Below are 16091 nucleotides of genomic sequence, written 5' to 3' on the forward strand. Positions count from 1 at the left end.
GGCTCGGTTCTCGGCCCGGGTGGCCGCACAAATCCGATCCAACAACCGCTCTGACTGCGTCGTCTTGGTCGGGTGACACCGTTCGAACCACTCATCAAAGTGAGCGACCACCTCAGCTTGTGATTCGAACATAAGTTCGATTATGGCACGACTAGAACCACGACCGCAAGGCGCTCGCAGCGGCGCTAAAGCCCAAGATCGTCACCCCGCGCAGTCCCCGGCCAGTTAAGTACAGGCCCAATGTCATTGCGGCACTGGTGGTGTGCCGGACAGTGCTCGGAATGCCCGCCGGCAAGCGGCTAGCGCCGATGCTCGCGGAACTGGATGGTATTGCTACGTCATTTCGGAGAGCTGTCTATCAACGAGGGCACCGCCAAACTGCTGGTGTCGATGTCGGCGGCCACCATCGATCGCCGCCTGGCTCCCGAACGGGCCAAATACCGGCTCAGGGGACGTGTCGGTACGAAGCCGGGATCGCTGCTCAACAGCCGGATCCCGGTGCGCACCTGGGCCGAGTGGGACGACGCGCGGCACGACGGCGGCAACCGGGCTGCAGGCCATGCATTTACGTTGACGGTGCCATTCCCGATCCGGGTGTGGACTCCGACAACGAATCGGAATTCATCAACGACCTCCTGGCCCAATGGCGCTAAGGCCGCCAGATCACCTTCGCCCGGGCGCGGCCGGGAAATAAGAACGACGACTGTCATGTCGAGCAGAAGAATTGGGCGGTGGAGCGCACCCGTGGTCGGCTACCACCGCGTTGTCGTGTTTCTGTTGGTCAGCTTGGGCTTGCAACTGCCAGATCTCGTTGCGAACTGTTCTGCTGCGGCCACCACCCGATTTCACCGCGCGATCGATTACCCCGTGATGACCGTGGAAACAATCGCGGCGCTGACCCGGACCTACTCCCTGCCAGCTCCTCACCCCAACCACCAGCAAGGCTGCACCCGGAGCTACATCGACAATAAACAAGCGTGCATGTTCACGTGAGGCAACGCAAGGAACTCGGCAAGGCGGCGCCACAGTGTCAGGTGCCGTGAGCGGCGTTTCCCTGCGCTGTAGCGCGCCGCGCCGACCGGCACCTGCGGTGGCTGGTATCGCACAACGGATATTCCTTGCTGCGTCGACACGTGCAAATGGCCACCATGAAGCGGTCAGATTCCACCACACCACCACCCGGTGTCTCGATTCGCACCGGACCCGACACCAGCACCGGGCCGTTGGGCACCACCTGTACCCGGGTGGTGGTCATCGCTTGTCCGCCCGAATCACCACGATCTCCTCCTCCCGGCAGCCGCGCGAGATGCGGCCCGCCTCCTCCAACCACGCCGCCCGTGCCGATAACACCGGGCCGAAGGGAATCCATTGCGAGGCGACCACATCCGCGTCCAATCCGGTGGATCGCAAGGTATCCAGCGACCGCTGCACTCCGGCCAGCGCGGACTGCACAAGCAGCACAGTTCCGTTACGGCGCAACAGTTTTGCCGCTGAACGGCATAGCGGGTCCAGTACCAGGCGCCCTTCCGGGCCGGCATTCCAGGCCCAGGATGGACCGGCAGCGGGCGAGATCAGCTCAGTGTCATCGACCGGCGGAGTCGGAACATACGGCGGGTTGGACACGATGACGTCGAACGGCGCGCAGTCGAAAGCCCTTATCCACGAGCCTTGGCGAACGTCGACGTCGACACCGGCGTCAACGGCATTAATTCGGGAAGAGCGCACGGCGTGCGGGCAGATGTCGAAAGCGGTGACACTGGCACAACCTAATTCGGCTGCGGCGATTGCGACGAATCCGCTACCGGTGCAGAGGTCGAGCACTCTGCGTTGCCGGACGAGACCGGACCGACGCATGGTGTCAACAAGTAAGCGGGAATCGGATTGCGGCTGATACACCAGTTCGGCGACCAGGGCGGCGCTCGGTGCTGAATACGTTATCGTCACGATGGGCCTTTCGCGCCACCGCCGCGGCGATCGCGGCGTGACATGACTAATGCCCGCAAACCCCTGCGCCGAAACCGAATCCGCCTAATCAGCGAATTGCTCGACGATTGTCGAGCAAAATGCCGATAGGTCCGATGGTGAGCGACTGGTGATCAGATTGCCATCCACCACCACCTCTTCATCGACGACGTTGGCGCCCGCATTGCGCAGATCGGTGCGGATGCTGAAGTACGACGTGAGTGTTCGCCCTTTGACCACACCGGCTTCCACCAACGTCCAAGGCCCGTGGCAGATTGCCGCGACCGGCTTTCCCGACTCGACGAAGTCACGAACGAACGACACCGCGACATCGTCGGCACGTAGCTTATCCGGATTCACTGTGCCACCGGGAAGCACCAGGCCGTCGAACTCGGCGACCGATGCGTCTGCTACTGTCCGGTCGACTGGGAATGTTCCGGCCGGCTCGAGATCGTGTTCACGCGCCTGAATTTCGCCGGCTTTCAGCGAAATTACCTCGACCTGGGCGCCCTCTTGGGCCAGCGCCGCGCGCGGTTGCTCCAGCTCGACCTTCTCCACACCGTCGGCCGCCAGGATGGCGATCCGTTTGCCTTCCAACTGGTTCGGCATCAGCATGCTCCTCTAGGGGTTCAGGACGACCTTGGTGCAGCTATCCTGCTTGTGTTTGAAAATCTGGTAGCCGTACGGGGCTTCGTCGAGCCCCAGGTGGTGGCTGATGATCACCGTCGGATCGATCTCGCCGCTGCGGATTCGCTCCAGCAATGGCCGCATATAGCGCTGCACGTGGCACTGTCCGGTCTTGATGGTCAGCGAGCGGTTCATCACCGCGCCGATCGGAAACTTGTCCATCAACCCGCCGTACACCCCGACGATCGAAATGGTCCCACCATTACGGCAACTCAACACTGCTTCCCGGAGTGCATGCGGCCGTTCGGTTTCCAACCGCATCGCCTGTTTGACTCGGTCATAAGTGTCCACCACCGTCGAGCCATTGCGGGCCTCCATGCCGGCCGCATCGATGCAGTGATCCGGCCCCCGCCCGGCGGTGATGTCTCGAAGCTCGTCCAACACCGAGGTTTCGGCGAAGTTGAGTGGAGTTGCTCCGAGTTCCCGGGCCAGCTCCAGTCGATACGGAACCTGGTCAATAGCAATGACTTTGGACGCGCCGAGCAGATAGGCGCTGGCCAGTGCGAACAACCCGACCGGTCCGGCGCCCCATACCGCTACGATGTCGCCCGGCGAGATGTCGCACATCTCTGCACCCATGTAGCCAGTCGGAAGGATATCCGATAAGAACAGCACTTGGTCGTCGGTGAGGTCGTCGTCAACTTTGAGCGGCCCCACGTCGGCAAACGGCACCCGAGCATACTCGGCCTGTCCGCCCGCGAAGCCGCCCATCATGTGCGAGTATCCGAAAAGCCCTGCCGGAGAGTGCCCCATCAGCTTCGCGACCATTCCGGCGTTGGGATTGGAGTTTTCGCACAGCGAGTACAGCTCGCGGCCGCAGGCCGAGCAGGCTCCACAGGCGATCGGGAACGGCACCACCACCCGGTCGCCAACGGCAAGGCTGGTCACTGCCTTCCCCACCTCAACAACCTCGCCCATGAATTCGTGCCCGAGCACGTCGCCGTGCTTGACCGTCGGGATATAGCCGTCGTAGATGTGCAGGTCCGAGCCGCAGATCGCGGTCGACGTGATACGCACAATGGCGTCCCGGTCGTTCAATATCTTCGGATCCGGAACTGACTGCACCTCAACGCTATTGCGCCCAGCCCATACTGTGGCCTTCATCGGCTGGCTCCTTCGCTGACCGGCTGAGCTGCTTGCTGATGCATCTGCCGAAATGCGGATGTGCCTTCCGGCGAACCGTCGGAGTACAGCACCTGCCCGGTTTCCATAATCTGTTTGAAGCGCCGAAGGTCGTCGTTGACTTGCTGTTCGGGCGACTCCCCCATCAAGGTCGCCACCGCTTTGCCGATGGCGCCGCCCAGTATGTGGTAGCCGATCATGACCCGTACCTCGGTGCCGTCCCCCGAGGCAGCGGGCGCGAATTCGACGCTGCCGCCGTTCTCAATCCCGGAGCCGGGCAGGGACTGCCAGGCGATCCGCTGGTTGGGCACGTCATCGACAAGCTGCGCGTCCCACTGCACGGACTGCCCCACCGGGGCGTTGGCTACCCAATGCGAGCGACCTTCGGCGTCGACGGTGACCGATTGCAGGTGGTGCATAAAGCTGGGCAGGTTATCCAGGTGACGCCAGAAGCGATACGCGTCCTCCGGCGAGCGCCGTACCGTCACCGCAGCTCGCAAAGAACGATGCTTGGCGCCGTTGGCGTGACGCGCGCTGCCGGTGCCGGAAGCGCGCAAGGTGGCGTACAGATCGGCTCCGGCGATTCCCGTGAGTGCGATGGCGGCGATGACGCCCCGCGTTCGTCGTCCCCGCCCGCGGCGGACGACACCGGCGCCGAGCAAAGCGATGTCCAACGCGTCGCCGGCCACCCTCGTCCATACCAGAGCGGGCGAGCCGAGCAGTATTGCTGCGGCGTGGCCGCATTCGCGCAAACCCAGGGCCCGGATGATCAGACGCGACCGGTACGTATCGTCAACGCCGGCCAGCGCGGCGACTCTACCCGGTGCCAGCACTTCGGCCAGACCAAGGCCAACGCTGGCGGCGCCGAGTCCGCTCGCCAGAGCCGCAGTTCTGCGCACCGAAGCATCGTTCATCGTCACTCCTCGCTCTGCCCCACAGGTGGCCCGAATACCCGCCTGGCGATGGGCCAAACGTCCTGCTAGGACGCGGCTAGGACCCGGCTAGCAGGAGGCCGCCCGCAGCGCGTGCAGCAACGGCTCAGCGGCCTCCCGGAGAAAGTCCTCTTGGTGCTGTCCACCGATCTGGATGAAGGCGATGTCGGTGAAGCCGGCTTCCCAGTACGGCTGGACCGCCTCAACAATGGCGTCTAGGTCGGGCCCGCACGGGATGTTGTCGGCCACGTCCTCCGGACGCACGAACTGCGTGGCGGCAGCAAAACCCGCGGGCGTCGGCAGGTCAGCATTGACGGCCCAGCCGCCGGCGAACCAGCGGAACTGATCGTGAGCGCGTTCAATGGCCGCGTCACGGTCGTGATCCCAGCACACCGGCACCTGGCCAACCACCCGTCCAGCCGGGTGGTCGCTGGCTGCCTGCCGAGCCAGCTGCCAGGCGTCGACGAGCTCGCGGTTGGGCTCCACCGCGATCAAGTGATCGGCCAGCCTGGCGAACTTGGCTACGGCCTTCATTCCCCCCACCGCCACCCCGACCTCGACCGGGACAGCCGGCACGTCCCACAGCCGCGCCGAATCCACCTGAAAATAGTCGCCACCCCAGTTCACCAGCCCGCCGCCGAACAGTTCGCGAATGACCGTGATCGCTTCGCATAGCATGTCGTGCCGGCGTTCAAGCGCCGGCCAGCCTTTGCCAACGACATGTTCGTTGAGGTTCTCACCGCTACCCAGGCCGAGGGTGAACCGTCCGTCGGACAGTATCTGCACGGTGGCGGCCTGCTGGGCGACGATCGCAGGGTGGTACCGCATCGTCGGGCAGGTCACGTAGGAGTAGAGGCCGACCTGCTCGGTGGCATGGGCCACCGCGCCCAGTACTGCCCAGGCGTTGGGGGCATGGCCTTGCGACGTCAACCACGGCGAGAAGTGATCACTGCAAACCAAGAAGTCGAAACCTTGCTGCTCGGCGCAAACAGCATGACGCACAAGCTCTTTGGGCCCACTCTGCTCGGTCATCAGAGTGTAGCCGAAACTCGTCATACCGAGCGGAGTACCCGACTGGGCGCCGGCGTAACGCTACGGCGACAAATCACGTCGCGATGCTTGCCATTGCCCCAAAACGGGTAGACCCACCGCGAGGCGGCGGGCACCAGGCCCGCCTCAACCGCGGGAGGAGCGGATAATGGTCGGCACAATCATCGGGGCCATCGTGGTGGGGCTCATCGTCGGTGCGCTGGCCCGGCTGGTAATGCCCGGCAAGCAGAACATCGGTGTCATCATGACAGTGGTATTGGGGGCGATTGGCGCGTTTCTGGGCACCTGGATTTCCTACCGGCTCGGATATTCGAATCAGAACGGCGGCTTCGAGATCATCCCCTTCTTCGTCGGGATCGTCGTAGCTGTGGGGCTCATTGCCGGGTATCTCGCTGTGACCGGCCGCCGCAACGCCTCACCGCGTTCCGGCCTGTAGCGGTCTCAGCGCACTACCACGGTGTGCTGCTGGCGGGGCACCAGCTCGCCGATGATGGGCGCGCCGGGGATCTCGCCCGCGATCAGCAGTCCACCTGAGGTTTGGGCGTCGGCGAGCAGGAGCGCCTCCTGTTCGCCGACTGCGGAGAGGTCGACGTGCGGGGCTACCCAGTCGAGGTTGCGCCGCGTGCCCCCGCTGACGTAGCCGGCCGCCAGCGCCTGGCGCGCCCCGTCCAGGTACGGCACCGCCGCCGCGTCGATCACGGCGGTGACACCGCTGGCCCGCGCCAACTTGTGCAGGTGCCCGAGCAGTCCGAAACCGGTGACGTCGGTGGCACATTCGACGCCTGCCACCAGAGCGGCCGCCGCCGCCTCGGCGTTAAGCGTGGTCATCACGTCGATCGCCTCGGCGAACCGCTCGCCGGTGGCTTTGTGGCGGGAGTTCAGGACGCCGATGCCCAGTGGCTTGGTCAGTGACAGCGGCTTACCAGGCCTACCGGAGTCGTTGCGCAACAGTCTGTTTGGGTCCGCGACGCCAGTGACCGCCAGGCCGTACTTGGGTTCCGGGTCGTCGACACTGTGCCCACCGGACAGATGGCAACCAGCGAGCGAGCACACGTGTAGCCCGCCGCGCAAGGTCTCGGCCGCCAGCTCGAACGGCAGCACCTCGCGTGGCCAGCCCAGCAGATTGACCGCCACCACCGGCCGCCCGCCCATGGCGTAGACGTCGGAGAGGGCGTTGGCGGCGGCGATACGGCCCCAGTCGAAGGGGTCGTCGACCACCGGCGTGAAAAAGTCCGTCGTGAGGATCAGCGCGGTGCCGCCCTCGATCAGCACCGCGGCCGCGTCGTCGCCGTTGTCCAGCCCAACCAGCAGCTCACCGGCCGGATTCAGCGGCGCCGCTCCGCCCAACGCGCGCACCACGTCCTCGAGTTCGCCGGGCGGGATTTTGCACGCACAGCCACCGCCGCGGGCGTACTGAGTCAGTCGATAGGACATGGCGTCCATAATTGTCGCCATGGCCCAGGGAGGCGTCTCCGGTCTGGTGACCGGCGCGGTCTTCAAAACCGTCGAGCGGCAGACGCTGTTGCTGGCGGGTTCGATTCCCGTCCGCCTCCGCCACCTGCGGTGGTCCAGCCATGGATGATCCGCGACGTCGCGTGCCGCGCACCGACGCGTTGCTTGCCCATCCGCGCTTGGCCGAGGCGCAACGGGTGTTGGGCCGCACCCTGGTGAAATCGGTGATCGCCCAGGCGCAGGAGCGGGCGCGCGCTGGGGAGATCGAGCCGGACCGGGTCGCCGAGCATGCCATCGCGGCACTCCCGGCCGGCGCAGCCAGCCTGCGCGCCGTCATCAACGCCACCGGCGTTGTCGTGCACACCAATCTCGGCCGGGCTCCGCTGTCTTCGGCCGCGCTGGACGCGGTGCGCACCGCGGGGGGAGCAACCGACGTCGAGTTCGACCTGGCAACCGGTCGGCGGGCACGCCGTGGCCGCGGGGCGCTGGCAGCGCTGGCCCACGCTGTTCCAACCGCCGGCGGCGTGCATGTGGTGAACAACAACGCCGCCGCGCTGCTGCTGGCCGCGCTCACGCTCGCTCCGGGAAAAGAGATCGTGCTCAGCCGCGGCGAGCTGGTCGAGATCGGCGACGGATTCCGCATTCCCGAGCTGCTGGCGTCCACAGGTTCGCGGCTGCGCGAGGTCGGCACCACCAACCGCACCCGCCTGCGCGACTACGCCGACGCGATCGGGCCGGACACCGGCTTTGTGCTCAAGGTCCACCCGTCCAACTTCTGCGTCACCGGGTTCACCTCGGCGGTCAGCGTGGCCGAATTGGCGCAGCTCGACACGCCGCTCGTCGTCGACGTCGGCTCCGGACTGCTGGCGCCGCATCCGATGCTGCCCGACGAGCCGGACGCGACGACGACGCTACGCGCCGGCGCGAACTTGGTCACCGCCAGCGGCGACAAACTGCTCGGCGGCCCGCAGGCCGGCCTGCTCTTCGGCGACGCTGACTTGATTGAGCGGCTACGCCGGCATCCGGCGGCGCGTGCCCTGCGAGTGGACAAACTCACGCTCGCCGCGCTGGAAGCGACCGTGGCGGGCCCACCACCACCGGTGGCTCAGGCCTTGGCCGCCGACGTGACACAGCTGTGCGCCCGCGCCGAAAGCCTCGCCGCGCAGCTACCGAGCGCGCACGCGGTGGATTGCATTGCGGCCGTCGGCGGGGGCGGGGCGCCGGGTGTGCAGCTGCCCAGCGCCGCCGTCAGCCTGCCGGAGTCCTACGCCGCGGCGCTGCGCACCGGGCACCCACCGGTCGTCGGGCGCGTGGAAGACGGCCGCTGCCTGCTCGATCTGCGCACCGTGGCGCCCGAGGAGGACGATCTGCTGCTGGCGGCCGTGCGGGCATGTTCGTCCTAGCCACCGCAGGCCACGTCGACCACGGCAAGTCGACGCTGATTCAGCGGCTCACCGGCATGTGGCCGGACCGGCTTGCCGAGGAACAGCGCCGGGGCCTGACCATCGACCTCGGCTTCGCTTGGACCGAGCTGCACGGACGCCGGCTGGCGTTCGTCGACGTGCCGGGCCACGAACGCTTCGTTCCCACCATGTTGGCCGGGGTGGGTGCGGTGCCGGCAGTGGTGTTCGTGGTAGCCGCGACCGAGGGCTGGATGCCGCAGTCCGAGGAGCATCTCGCTGCCTTGGACGCGCTGCGGGTTAGGCATGTGCTGGTCGTCATCAGCAAGGCAGACCTTGCCGATCCGGCGCCGGCGATCGAGCAGGTGCGGACGCGGTTGGCCGACGCGCCAATCGCGCTGAGCACCGACCTGGACCAGGTGCGCGCGCAACTGCTGGCGCTGACGAATCGGCTGCCGCAGCCGGACCGCGACGGCGACGTGCGGTTGTGGGTCGACCGCTGCTTCACGGTGCGCGGTGCGGGCACCGTCGTCACCGGCACACTGAGCGCCGGCACCATCCGGGTGGGCGACGAACTCGAACACGCCGGACGCCCCATCACTGTCCGCGGCCTGCAGTCGTTGAGCAGCGACGTCGACGAGGTGGCCGCGGTCGCGCGGGTGGCGGTGAACCTGCGCGGCGTGGACCGTCGGCACATCGCTCGCGGCGACACCGTCCGCACGCCGGGTGCCTGGCTGGACACCACCGAGATCGACGTGGCTTTGCGGTCGGCGGACACACTGCATCGCCAGCTGGTGCTGCACATCGGGTCCGCGGCGGTGCCGGTGCAGGTGCGCCCGCTGGGGACGGCCGGGGCGCGGCTGCGGCTGGCCAGACCGTTGCCGTTGCGGGTCGGCGACATCGGGTTGCTGCGCGATCCCGGGGAACACCGGATCGCGGCCGGCATCGAGGTGCTCGATGTGCGGCCGCCGGAGTTGCGCCGCCGCGGCGCGGCCCGAGCCCGCGGCGAGGAGCTGGCGACCGGTCGGGTGCCCCCGCCCGAGTGCGCACCCGCGGCGCAGTTGCGCGCGATGGGTCTGCCGGCCACCGGCCGCCGGGTTGGCGAGTGGGTGGTCGATCCGCAGTGGTGGGCCGGGCGGCGCGCGGCTGCGATCATGACGGTGCAGCGCTGGACCGCCGATCACGACATCGCGGCGGGGATGCCGCTGCAGGCGCTGCGGCAGCGGGTGAGCCTTCCGGCTGGCGAGCTGATGGCCAGGCTGCTCGAGGGCACCGAGCTCGAGGTCGCCGAAGGGCTGGTCCGACTCCCCGGCGCCAAGTTGCCGGCCCGGGTGGACAAGGCGGTGCGCACGGTTGAGGCGTGGCTGGCCGCCGAGCCGTTTCGGGCCCCTGAGGCCGACGAGCTGGCGGAGGTGAGGCTGGGTCCTCGGGAGCTGGCGGCGGCGGTGCGGGCCGGCCGGCTGACCCGGATTGCCGAGGGCATTGTGCTGGGGCCCGACGCGTTTGAGCGCGCTGTGGCGATCCTGGCGACGCTGCCGCAGCCGTTCACGGTGAGCCAGGCCCGCCGCGCCCTGGGCACCAGCCGCCGCGTTGCGGTGCCGCTGCTGGAAAGGCTCGACGCGCAGCGCCTGACCCGCCGAGGCGGCGACAGCACCCGGACGGTGGTTTGATCACAAGATGGACATGCCGAAGTGGATCCAGTCGTGGCCGGTCTACCAGCAGCTCACCGGCGCCGACTCGCTGGGGCGCGGCAAGGCCGCCCAATCATCCCGTTCCGCCGGGCTGACGCCGCGCACCGCCGAAGCCGACCACATCGCCCACTCTGTCTGTCCGTTCTGCGCGGTCGGCTGTGCGCAGCAGGTGTACGTCACAGCCGGTCAGGTGGTCCAGATCGAGGGCAACCCGGACAGCCCGATCTCGCGAGGCCGGTTGTGTCCCAAGGGATCTGCCAGCAAACAATTGGTCACGGGGCCGCAGCGAGTGACCACCGTGCGCTACCGCGCGCCGTATGGGACCGAGTGGCAAGAACTCGATCTGGACACAGCAATGGAGATGGTCGCCGACCGGGTGCTGGACGCCCGCCGCAAGGGCTGGCAAGACTTCGACGCCGACCGCAATACGCTGCGCCGCACGATGGGCATCGCCAGTCTCGGCGGCGCCACACTCGACAACGAAGAGAACTACCTGATCAAGAAGCTCTTCACCGCGCTGGGCGCGCTGCAGATCGAAAACCAAGCCCGTATTTGACACAGCGCCACGGTTCCCGGTCTGGGAGCCTCCTTCGGTCGCGGCGGAGCGACGGACTACCAGCAGGATCTCGCCAACTCCGACTTCATCGTCATCATGGGCTCCAACATGGCCGAAGCCCATCCGGTCGGGTTCCAGTGGGTGGTCGAGGCCAAAGCCCGCGGCACCCGGGTCGTCCATATCGACCCGCGGTTCACCCGCACCAGCGCACTCGCCGACCAGCATGTGGCGCTGCGCGCCGGCAGTGACATCGCCTTCCTCGGCGGGGTGATCAACTACATCCTGTCCAACGGGTTGGACTTCCGCGAGTACGTCGCCGCCTACACCAACGCCTCGTTCCTGGTCGACGAGGACTATCGGGGCCCCGAAGATCTCAACGGACTGTTCAGCGGCTATGACGCGGAGACCGCCTCTTACGACCCGGCGACCTGGCACTACGAGTCGACGGATGCTACCGAGCGGCTCGTGCCAGACCAGCTCGGCTCCGGCGGCCCGGCGCTGGAGGGCGGTGCCGAGAACATCCCGGCCGATCCGACGCTGCAACACCCGCGCTGCGTCTACCAGATCCTCAAGCGGCACTACGCCCGCTACACACCGGAGATGGTGGAACGGGTGTGCGGTGTGCCGGCCGAGATCTTCCTCCAGGTCGCCCAGGCCTGGGCACAGAACTCCGGACGCGAGCGCACCGCCGCGCTGGTGTACAGCGTGGGCTGGACACAGCACTCGATGGGGGCCCAGTTCATCCGTGCCGGGTCCATCATCCAGCTGCTGCTGGGCAACATCGGCCGCCCCGGCGGCGGCGTCTTCGCGCTGCGTGGTCACGCCAGCATCCAGGGCTCCACCGACGTGCCCACGTTGTTCAACCTGCTGCCCGGATATCTCGCGATGCCGCACGCCGGCCAAGCCGGCCTGGCCGACTACCTCGACCAAATCAAAGGTCAGCGTCAGAAGGGCTTCTGGTACAACGCCGACGCCTACCTGGTGTCGCTGCTCAAGGAGTATTGGGGCGAGCACGCCACCGCCGACAACGACTATTGCTTCGACTACCTGCCCCGGATCAACGGCGACCACAGCACCTACCGCACGGTCATGGACATGGTCGACGGCACGGTATTCGGTTATTTCCTGCTTGGTCAGAACCCGGCCGTCGGATCGGCCCACGGACGTCTGCAGCGATTGGGCATGGCCAACTTGGACTGGCTGGTGGTCCGCGACCTCGTCATGATCGAAAGCGCCACCTTCTGGAAGGACGGTCCCGAGGTCGAGACCGGGGAAATCACCCCGGAAAGCTGCCGCACCGAGGTGTTCTTTTTCCCGGCCGCAGCACACGTCGAGAAGTCCGGCACGTTCACCCAAACCCAGCGGATGCTGCAGTGGCGGGAGAAGGCCGTCGAATCACCCGGCGACGCCCGCTCGGAGTTGTGGTTCTTTTACCATCTGGGCCGGCGGCTGCGCGAGAAGTTGGCCGGCTCCACCGACGCGCGGGATCGGCCGCTGCTGGACCTGGCGTGGGACTACGGCACTGAAGAGGGAGCCGGCGACGAGCCCTCGGGCGAGGAAGTGCTGCGCCGCATCAACGGCATCGACCTGACCACCGGTCGGGCAGTTAACGGCTTCACCGAGTTGAAGGCCGACGGCAGCACCGCCTGCGGCTGCTGGATCTACAGCGGCGTGTATGCCGGCGAGGTGAACCAGGCGGCCCGGCGAGACACCGCGGACTGGGGCTGGACCTGGCCGCTGAACCGCCGGGTGCTCTACAACCGGGCGTCGGCGGACCCGCAGGGACGTCCGTGGAGCGAGCGCAAGAAGCTCATCTGGTGGGACCCGGACAAGAGCGAGTGGACGGGTCACGACGTACCCGACTTCGAGAAGAACAAGCCGCCGCACTACCGCCCACCCGACGGTGCGGTGGGCGTGGCGGCGCTACGCGGCGACGATCCGTTCGTCATGCAGGCCGACGGCAAGGGCTGGCTGTTCGCTCCCAACGGCCTGGCCGACGGGCCGTTGCCGACGCACTACGAGCCGCACGAGTCTCCAGTGCGCAACGCCCTGTACCAGCAGCAGGGCAACCCGACTCGGATCGTGTACGGCCGCCCCGACAACCCGTCGAACCCGTCGCCGCCGGAAGCACATGGCGAGGTGTTCCCGTTCGTGTTCACCGCGGCGCGCCTCACCGAGCACCACACCGCCGGCGGGATGAGCCGCCAATTGCCCTACCTCGCCGAGCTGCAGCCTGCACTGTTCGTCGAGGTGTCCCCGGAGTTAGCTCGCCTGCGTGGGCTCACGCACCTGGACTGGGCGCACGTGATCACCAGCCGCGCCGCGGTAGACGCGCGGGTGCTGGTGACCGACCGGATGAAGCCGCTGCGCATCGACAACCGGGTGGTACAACAGGTGTGGATGCCCTACCACTGGGGGTACACCGGGTTGGTCGACGGCGACGTGGTCAACGACCTATTGGGGGTGGTGTTGGATCCCAACGTGTTCATCCAGGAGAGCAAGGTCGCCACCTGCGACGTACAGCCGGGACGACGGCCGCGTGGTCCGGCGCTGCTGCGCTACGTCGCCGACTACCGCCGCCGCGCCGGGATCACGCCGCAGACCGGCACCCGACTGGACACCCACGAGGGGGAAAGCCGATGAGCGACAACAGCTTCTACGGACCGCTGAGTGATCCCGCCGGTAATGCCGGATACTCCGCTGGCCACCCGCAGCGAGTCGGATTCTTCACCGACACCTCGATTTGTATCGGCTGCAAAGCCTGCGAGGTGGCCTGCAAAGAGTGGAACCAGCTGCCTGATGACGGCTTCACGCTACTGGGGATGTCGTTCGACAACACCGGCATGCTGAGCGCCAACACCTGGCGCCACGTCGCATTCATCGAGCAAGCCCCGGCCGATCTGGGCATGCCGGCGTTCGAGCGCCCAGGGGACTCGACCGGCCCGGAATCCCGCACCGACTTTCGCTGGCTGATGAGCTCCGACGTGTGCAAACACTGCACCCATGCGGGGTGTCTGGACGTCTGCCCGACCGGCGCATTGTTCCGCACCGAGTTCGGCACTGTCGTTGTGCAGCAAGATATTTGCAACGGGTGCGGCTACTGCGTGTCTGCCTGCCCGTACGGGGTGATCGACCGCCGCGAAGGTGACGGCCGGGCGTGGAAGTGCACGCTGTGCTACGACCGGCTGCATGACGGGTTGGAACCGGCGTGCGCCAAGGCCTGCCCCACCAACTCCATCCAGTTCGGCCCGCTCGACGAATTGCGTGAACGTGCGGCCCGCCGGGTCGAGCAGCTGCATGAGCGCGGCGTGCCCGAAGCGCGGCTGTACGGTCACGATCCCGATGACGGCGTGGGCGGCGACGGCGCCTTCTTCCTGCTCTTGGACGAGCCCGAGGTCTACGGGCTACCCCCGGATCCGGTGGTGCCCACCCGCGATCTGCCGGCGATGTGGCGCTACGCCGGGGTAGCCGCGTCGGCCCTGATCGCCGTCGCGGTGTCAGCGTTCGCGGGGCGGGCCCGGCCGTGACAGGTCGGGAGCAGCTTGCCGTGCCTCCAGCCGAATTCCGGTCGTACTACGGGCGCGCGGTGCTCAAGACGCCAGTGTGGGATTGGAAGATCGCGGCGTACCTGTTCTCGGGCGGCCTGTCAGCGGGTTCTGCGCTGCTGGCCGCCGGCGCGGATCTGACCGCACGACCGGCGTTGCGCCGGGTGAGCCGCGTGGGCGCCTTGGCCAGCATCGTGGCCGGTATGTATTTCCTGGTCGCCGACCTCGGCCGCCCGGAGCGCTTCCACCACATGCTGCGGGTGGCCAAGCCCACCTCGCCAATGAGCGTGGGCACCTGGATCTTGGCTGCCTACAGTCCGGGCGCCGGGCTGGCCGGGTTCGCGGAGCTGATGCCGCCAGTGCTGCGTCGCTCATGGGCTGGGCGGCTGGCGGGCCGGTTGGCCCGACCGGCGGGGCTGTCGGCGGCGGCTGTGGCGCCCGGAGTCGCCTCCTACACCGCGGTGCTGCTGTCGCAGACCGCAGTCCCGGCCTGGAACGAGGCGCACCCATATCTGCCGTTTGTGTTCACCGGCTCAGCCGCAGCCAGCAGCGGCGGGCTGGGCATGCTGCTGGCGCCGATCGACGAAGCGGGGCCGGCCCGTCGGATGGCAGTCCTCGGCGCCGGCCTGGAGATTGCGGCGTCGCGCTTGCTGGAGCGGCGGCTCGGGTTAGCCGCTGAGGCCTATACGACCGGCAAGGCTCATCGACTACGGAGGTGGGCGGAGTATTTGACGGTTGGCGGGGCGGTGGGCACAGCGGCCGCGGGCCGAAGCCGGCTGGTGGCGACACTGTGCGGGCTGGCGTTACTCATCGGCAGTGCGTTGCAGCGGTTCGGCGTGTTCGAGGCCGGTGTGGAATCTACCCGCGACCCGAAGTACGTGGTGATTCCGCAACGCGAACGGCTAGGCCGGGACCACCATCCGAGCTGATTAAACTAAACTAAAGCCGCTCTTTGACCGCTGCCGATAAGCGGGCGCCGGCTGCCTTACCTTCGGCGATGTCGGTGGCAACTTTCATGACCAGGCCCAGCTGCTTGATGCTGGGCCGGTGTCCGATCTGCTCGGCAACCTGGGCGATGGCGGTGTCGGCGACGTCGGCCACTTCGGCTTCGGTGAGTGGCGTCGGAAGGTACTCGTCGATGACCCTGGCCTCGGCGTGTTCGTTGGCGGCCAGCTCACCGCGCCCGTTCTGGGTGTAGATTTCGGCCGCCTCACCGCGCTTGCGGGATTCTTTGGCCAGCACTTTGAGCACTTCAGCGTCGGTGAGCTCGCGGGCTTGCTTGCCGGCGACTTCCTCGGTCTGGATCGCGGCCAGCAGCATGCGCAGCGTCGCGGTTCGCAACTTATCCTGCGCCTTCATCGCCTCGGTCAAGTCGGACCGGAGCTGGGATTTGAGTTCCGCCATGTCATGAGACGCTACGCGCCGACAGCTACAAGACCCGACACCGCGTCCTTGCGCCGAGGTCGACGTTAGCGTCACACCTTCTCGCTCTTTTCCGCGCTGGCGTCAATCTCGGCGCGGGTGGGCATGCCTAGATTGAGAAATGCGCCGACCGGCGACAGGATGGAGCCCATGACCGCCGACGACAGCCGCTGCACACGGTGAGCACGCTGCCGCCCGCATACGGGCCGCCGCCTGGCTACGGTGTAGCGCCTGCCTATGGCCCGCCGCCGGGTTACGGCCCGCCACCGGGT

The 16091-nt window shown here is 67.2% G+C and carries 15 protein-coding genes, 1 tRNA gene and 1 pseudogene; 8 read left to right on the top strand and 9 right to left on the bottom strand.

Annotated elements, in window-relative coordinates; translation table 11 throughout:
- Positions 1-155 precede the first annotated feature (155 nt).
- A pseudogene (locus F0Q45_RS17935) lies at positions 156-1021 on the top strand (integrase catalytic domain-containing protein); the annotation flags it as partial.
- Between the two features lie 9 nt (positions 1022-1030).
- Here the strand turns inward: F0Q45_RS17935 and F0Q45_RS17940 are convergent.
- The 6 genes from F0Q45_RS17940 to F0Q45_RS17965 all read right to left on the bottom strand — a co-directional run bounded on the left by F0Q45_RS17940 (position 1031) and on the right by F0Q45_RS17965 (position 5759).
- On the bottom strand, positions 1031-1255 hold the full coding sequence (locus tag F0Q45_RS17940; protein WP_149655223.1) for a CDGSH iron-sulfur domain-containing protein: 225 nt from the start codon (positions 1253-1255) through the stop codon (positions 1031-1033).
- Positions 1252-1944, bottom strand: a complete 693-nt coding sequence (locus tag F0Q45_RS17945) for a HemK2/MTQ2 family protein methyltransferase (protein WP_149655224.1) — start codon at positions 1942-1944, stop codon at positions 1252-1254. Before F0Q45_RS17945 ends, F0Q45_RS17940 begins: the two co-directional genes overlap by 4 nt.
- Positions 1945-2028: 84 nt before the next feature.
- On the bottom strand, positions 2029-2571 hold the full coding sequence (locus F0Q45_RS17950; RefSeq protein ID WP_149655225.1) for a type 1 glutamine amidotransferase domain-containing protein: 543 nt from the start codon (positions 2569-2571) through the stop codon (positions 2029-2031).
- A gap of 12 nt (positions 2572-2583) precedes the next feature.
- A complete protein-coding gene (locus F0Q45_RS17955; protein WP_149655226.1) occupies positions 2584-3753 on the bottom strand; it encodes a zinc-dependent alcohol dehydrogenase in 1170 nt (389 codons plus the stop codon).
- Positions 3750-4685: an SRPBCC family protein gene (locus tag F0Q45_RS17960; protein ID WP_149655227.1), complete on the bottom strand. Its 936-nt coding sequence runs from the start codon at positions 4683-4685 to the stop codon at positions 3750-3752. Before F0Q45_RS17960 ends, F0Q45_RS17955 begins: the two co-directional genes overlap by 4 nt.
- A gap of 87 nt (positions 4686-4772) precedes the next feature.
- Entirely contained in the window at positions 4773-5759 is a 987-nt protein-coding gene (locus F0Q45_RS17965; protein ID WP_149655228.1) for an LLM class F420-dependent oxidoreductase, read from the bottom strand.
- Between the two features lie 142 nt (positions 5760-5901).
- Between F0Q45_RS17965 and F0Q45_RS17970 the strand changes: the two genes are divergently transcribed.
- Positions 5902-6189 carry a GlsB/YeaQ/YmgE family stress response membrane protein gene (locus F0Q45_RS17970; protein ID WP_149655229.1) on the top strand — a complete coding sequence of 96 codons (288 nt, stop codon included), beginning with the start codon at positions 5902-5904 and terminating at the stop codon, positions 6187-6189.
- A gap of 5 nt (positions 6190-6194) precedes the next feature.
- On the opposite strand, the gene selD is transcribed toward F0Q45_RS17970, so the two are convergent.
- Complete coding sequence (gene selD / locus F0Q45_RS17975; protein ID WP_149655230.1) at positions 6195-7187, bottom strand: selenide, water dikinase SelD; 993 nt, start codon at positions 7185-7187, stop codon at positions 6195-6197.
- A 28-nt stretch (positions 7188-7215) separates the two neighbouring features.
- Here selD and F0Q45_RS17980 point away from each other — a divergent pair.
- The 6 genes from F0Q45_RS17980 to nrfD all read left to right on the top strand — a co-directional run bounded on the left by F0Q45_RS17980 (position 7216) and on the right by nrfD (position 15326).
- A tRNA-Sec gene (locus tag F0Q45_RS17980) sits at positions 7216-7310 on the top strand.
- A gap of 17 nt (positions 7311-7327) precedes the next feature.
- Positions 7328-8608: an L-seryl-tRNA(Sec) selenium transferase gene (selA, locus tag F0Q45_RS17985; protein WP_149655231.1), complete on the top strand. Its 1281-nt coding sequence runs from the start codon at positions 7328-7330 to the stop codon at positions 8606-8608.
- Complete coding sequence (locus F0Q45_RS17990; protein WP_149655232.1) at positions 8596-10275, top strand: selenocysteine-specific translation elongation factor; 1680 nt, start codon at positions 8596-8598, stop codon at positions 10273-10275. Before selA ends, F0Q45_RS17990 begins: the two co-directional genes overlap by 13 nt.
- 7 nt (positions 10276-10282) lie before the next feature.
- Positions 10283-13495 (top strand): formate dehydrogenase, encoded by a 3213-nt coding sequence (fdh, locus tag F0Q45_RS18000; RefSeq protein ID WP_262491051.1) that lies wholly within the window; start codon positions 10283-10285, stop codon positions 13493-13495.
- Complete coding sequence (locus tag F0Q45_RS18005; RefSeq protein ID WP_149655235.1) at positions 13492-14379, top strand: 4Fe-4S dicluster domain-containing protein; 888 nt, start codon at positions 13492-13494, stop codon at positions 14377-14379. The genes fdh and F0Q45_RS18005 overlap by 4 nt, the downstream gene beginning before the upstream one ends.
- Positions 14376-15326 carry an NrfD/PsrC family molybdoenzyme membrane anchor subunit gene (gene nrfD / locus F0Q45_RS18010; protein ID WP_149655236.1) on the top strand — a complete coding sequence of 317 codons (951 nt, stop codon included), beginning with the start codon at positions 14376-14378 and terminating at the stop codon, positions 15324-15326. Before F0Q45_RS18005 ends, nrfD begins: the two co-directional genes overlap by 4 nt.
- A 10-nt stretch (positions 15327-15336) precedes the next feature.
- Here nrfD and F0Q45_RS18015 read toward each other — a convergent pair whose 3' ends face one another.
- Both F0Q45_RS18015 and F0Q45_RS28665 read right to left on the bottom strand, forming a co-directional pair.
- Positions 15337-15801 carry a GatB/YqeY domain-containing protein gene (locus tag F0Q45_RS18015; RefSeq protein WP_149655237.1) on the bottom strand — a complete coding sequence of 155 codons (465 nt, stop codon included), beginning with the start codon at positions 15799-15801 and terminating at the stop codon, positions 15337-15339.
- A gap of 71 nt (positions 15802-15872) precedes the next feature.
- A partial coding sequence (locus F0Q45_RS28665) for a hypothetical protein (RefSeq protein WP_223163917.1) occupies positions 15873-16091 on the bottom strand: 219 nt, incomplete at its 5' end.

The sequence above is a fragment of the Mycobacterium simiae genome (genome assembly GCF_008370645.1).
GTDB lineage: Bacteria > Actinomycetota > Actinomycetes > Mycobacteriales > Mycobacteriaceae > Mycobacterium > Mycobacterium simiae_A.

Coding starts and splice junctions, on each gene's coding strand:
- F0Q45_RS17965 (WP_149655228.1), bottom strand. CDS start 5,759: ATGACGAGTTTCGGCTACACTCTGATGACCGAGCAGAGTGGGCCCAAA.
- F0Q45_RS17950 (WP_149655225.1), bottom strand. CDS start 2,571: ATGCCGAACCAGTTGGAAGGCAAACGGATCGCCATCCTGGCGGCCGAC.
- F0Q45_RS17970 (WP_149655229.1), top strand. CDS start 5,902: ATGGTCGGCACAATCATCGGGGCCATCGTGGTGGGGCTCATCGTCGGT.
- F0Q45_RS17955 (WP_149655226.1), bottom strand. CDS start 3,753: ATGAAGGCCACAGTATGGGCTGGGCGCAATAGCGTTGAGGTGCAGTCA.
- F0Q45_RS17960 (WP_149655227.1), bottom strand. CDS start 4,685: ATGAACGATGCTTCGGTGCGCAGAACTGCGGCTCTGGCGAGCGGACTC.
- F0Q45_RS18005 (WP_149655235.1), top strand. CDS start 13,492: ATGAGCGACAACAGCTTCTACGGACCGCTGAGTGATCCCGCCGGTAAT.
- selA (WP_149655231.1), top strand. CDS start 7,328: ATGGATGATCCGCGACGTCGCGTGCCGCGCACCGACGCGTTGCTTGCC.
- F0Q45_RS17940 (WP_149655223.1), bottom strand. CDS start 1,255: ATGACCACCACCCGGGTACAGGTGGTGCCCAACGGCCCGGTGCTGGTG.
- F0Q45_RS18015 (WP_149655237.1), bottom strand. CDS start 15,801: ATGGCGGAACTCAAATCCCAGCTCCGGTCCGACTTGACCGAGGCGATG.
- selD (WP_149655230.1), bottom strand. CDS start 7,187: ATGTCCTATCGACTGACTCAGTACGCCCGCGGCGGTGGCTGTGCGTGC.
- F0Q45_RS17990 (WP_149655232.1), top strand. CDS start 8,596: ATGTTCGTCCTAGCCACCGCAGGCCACGTCGACCACGGCAAGTCGACG.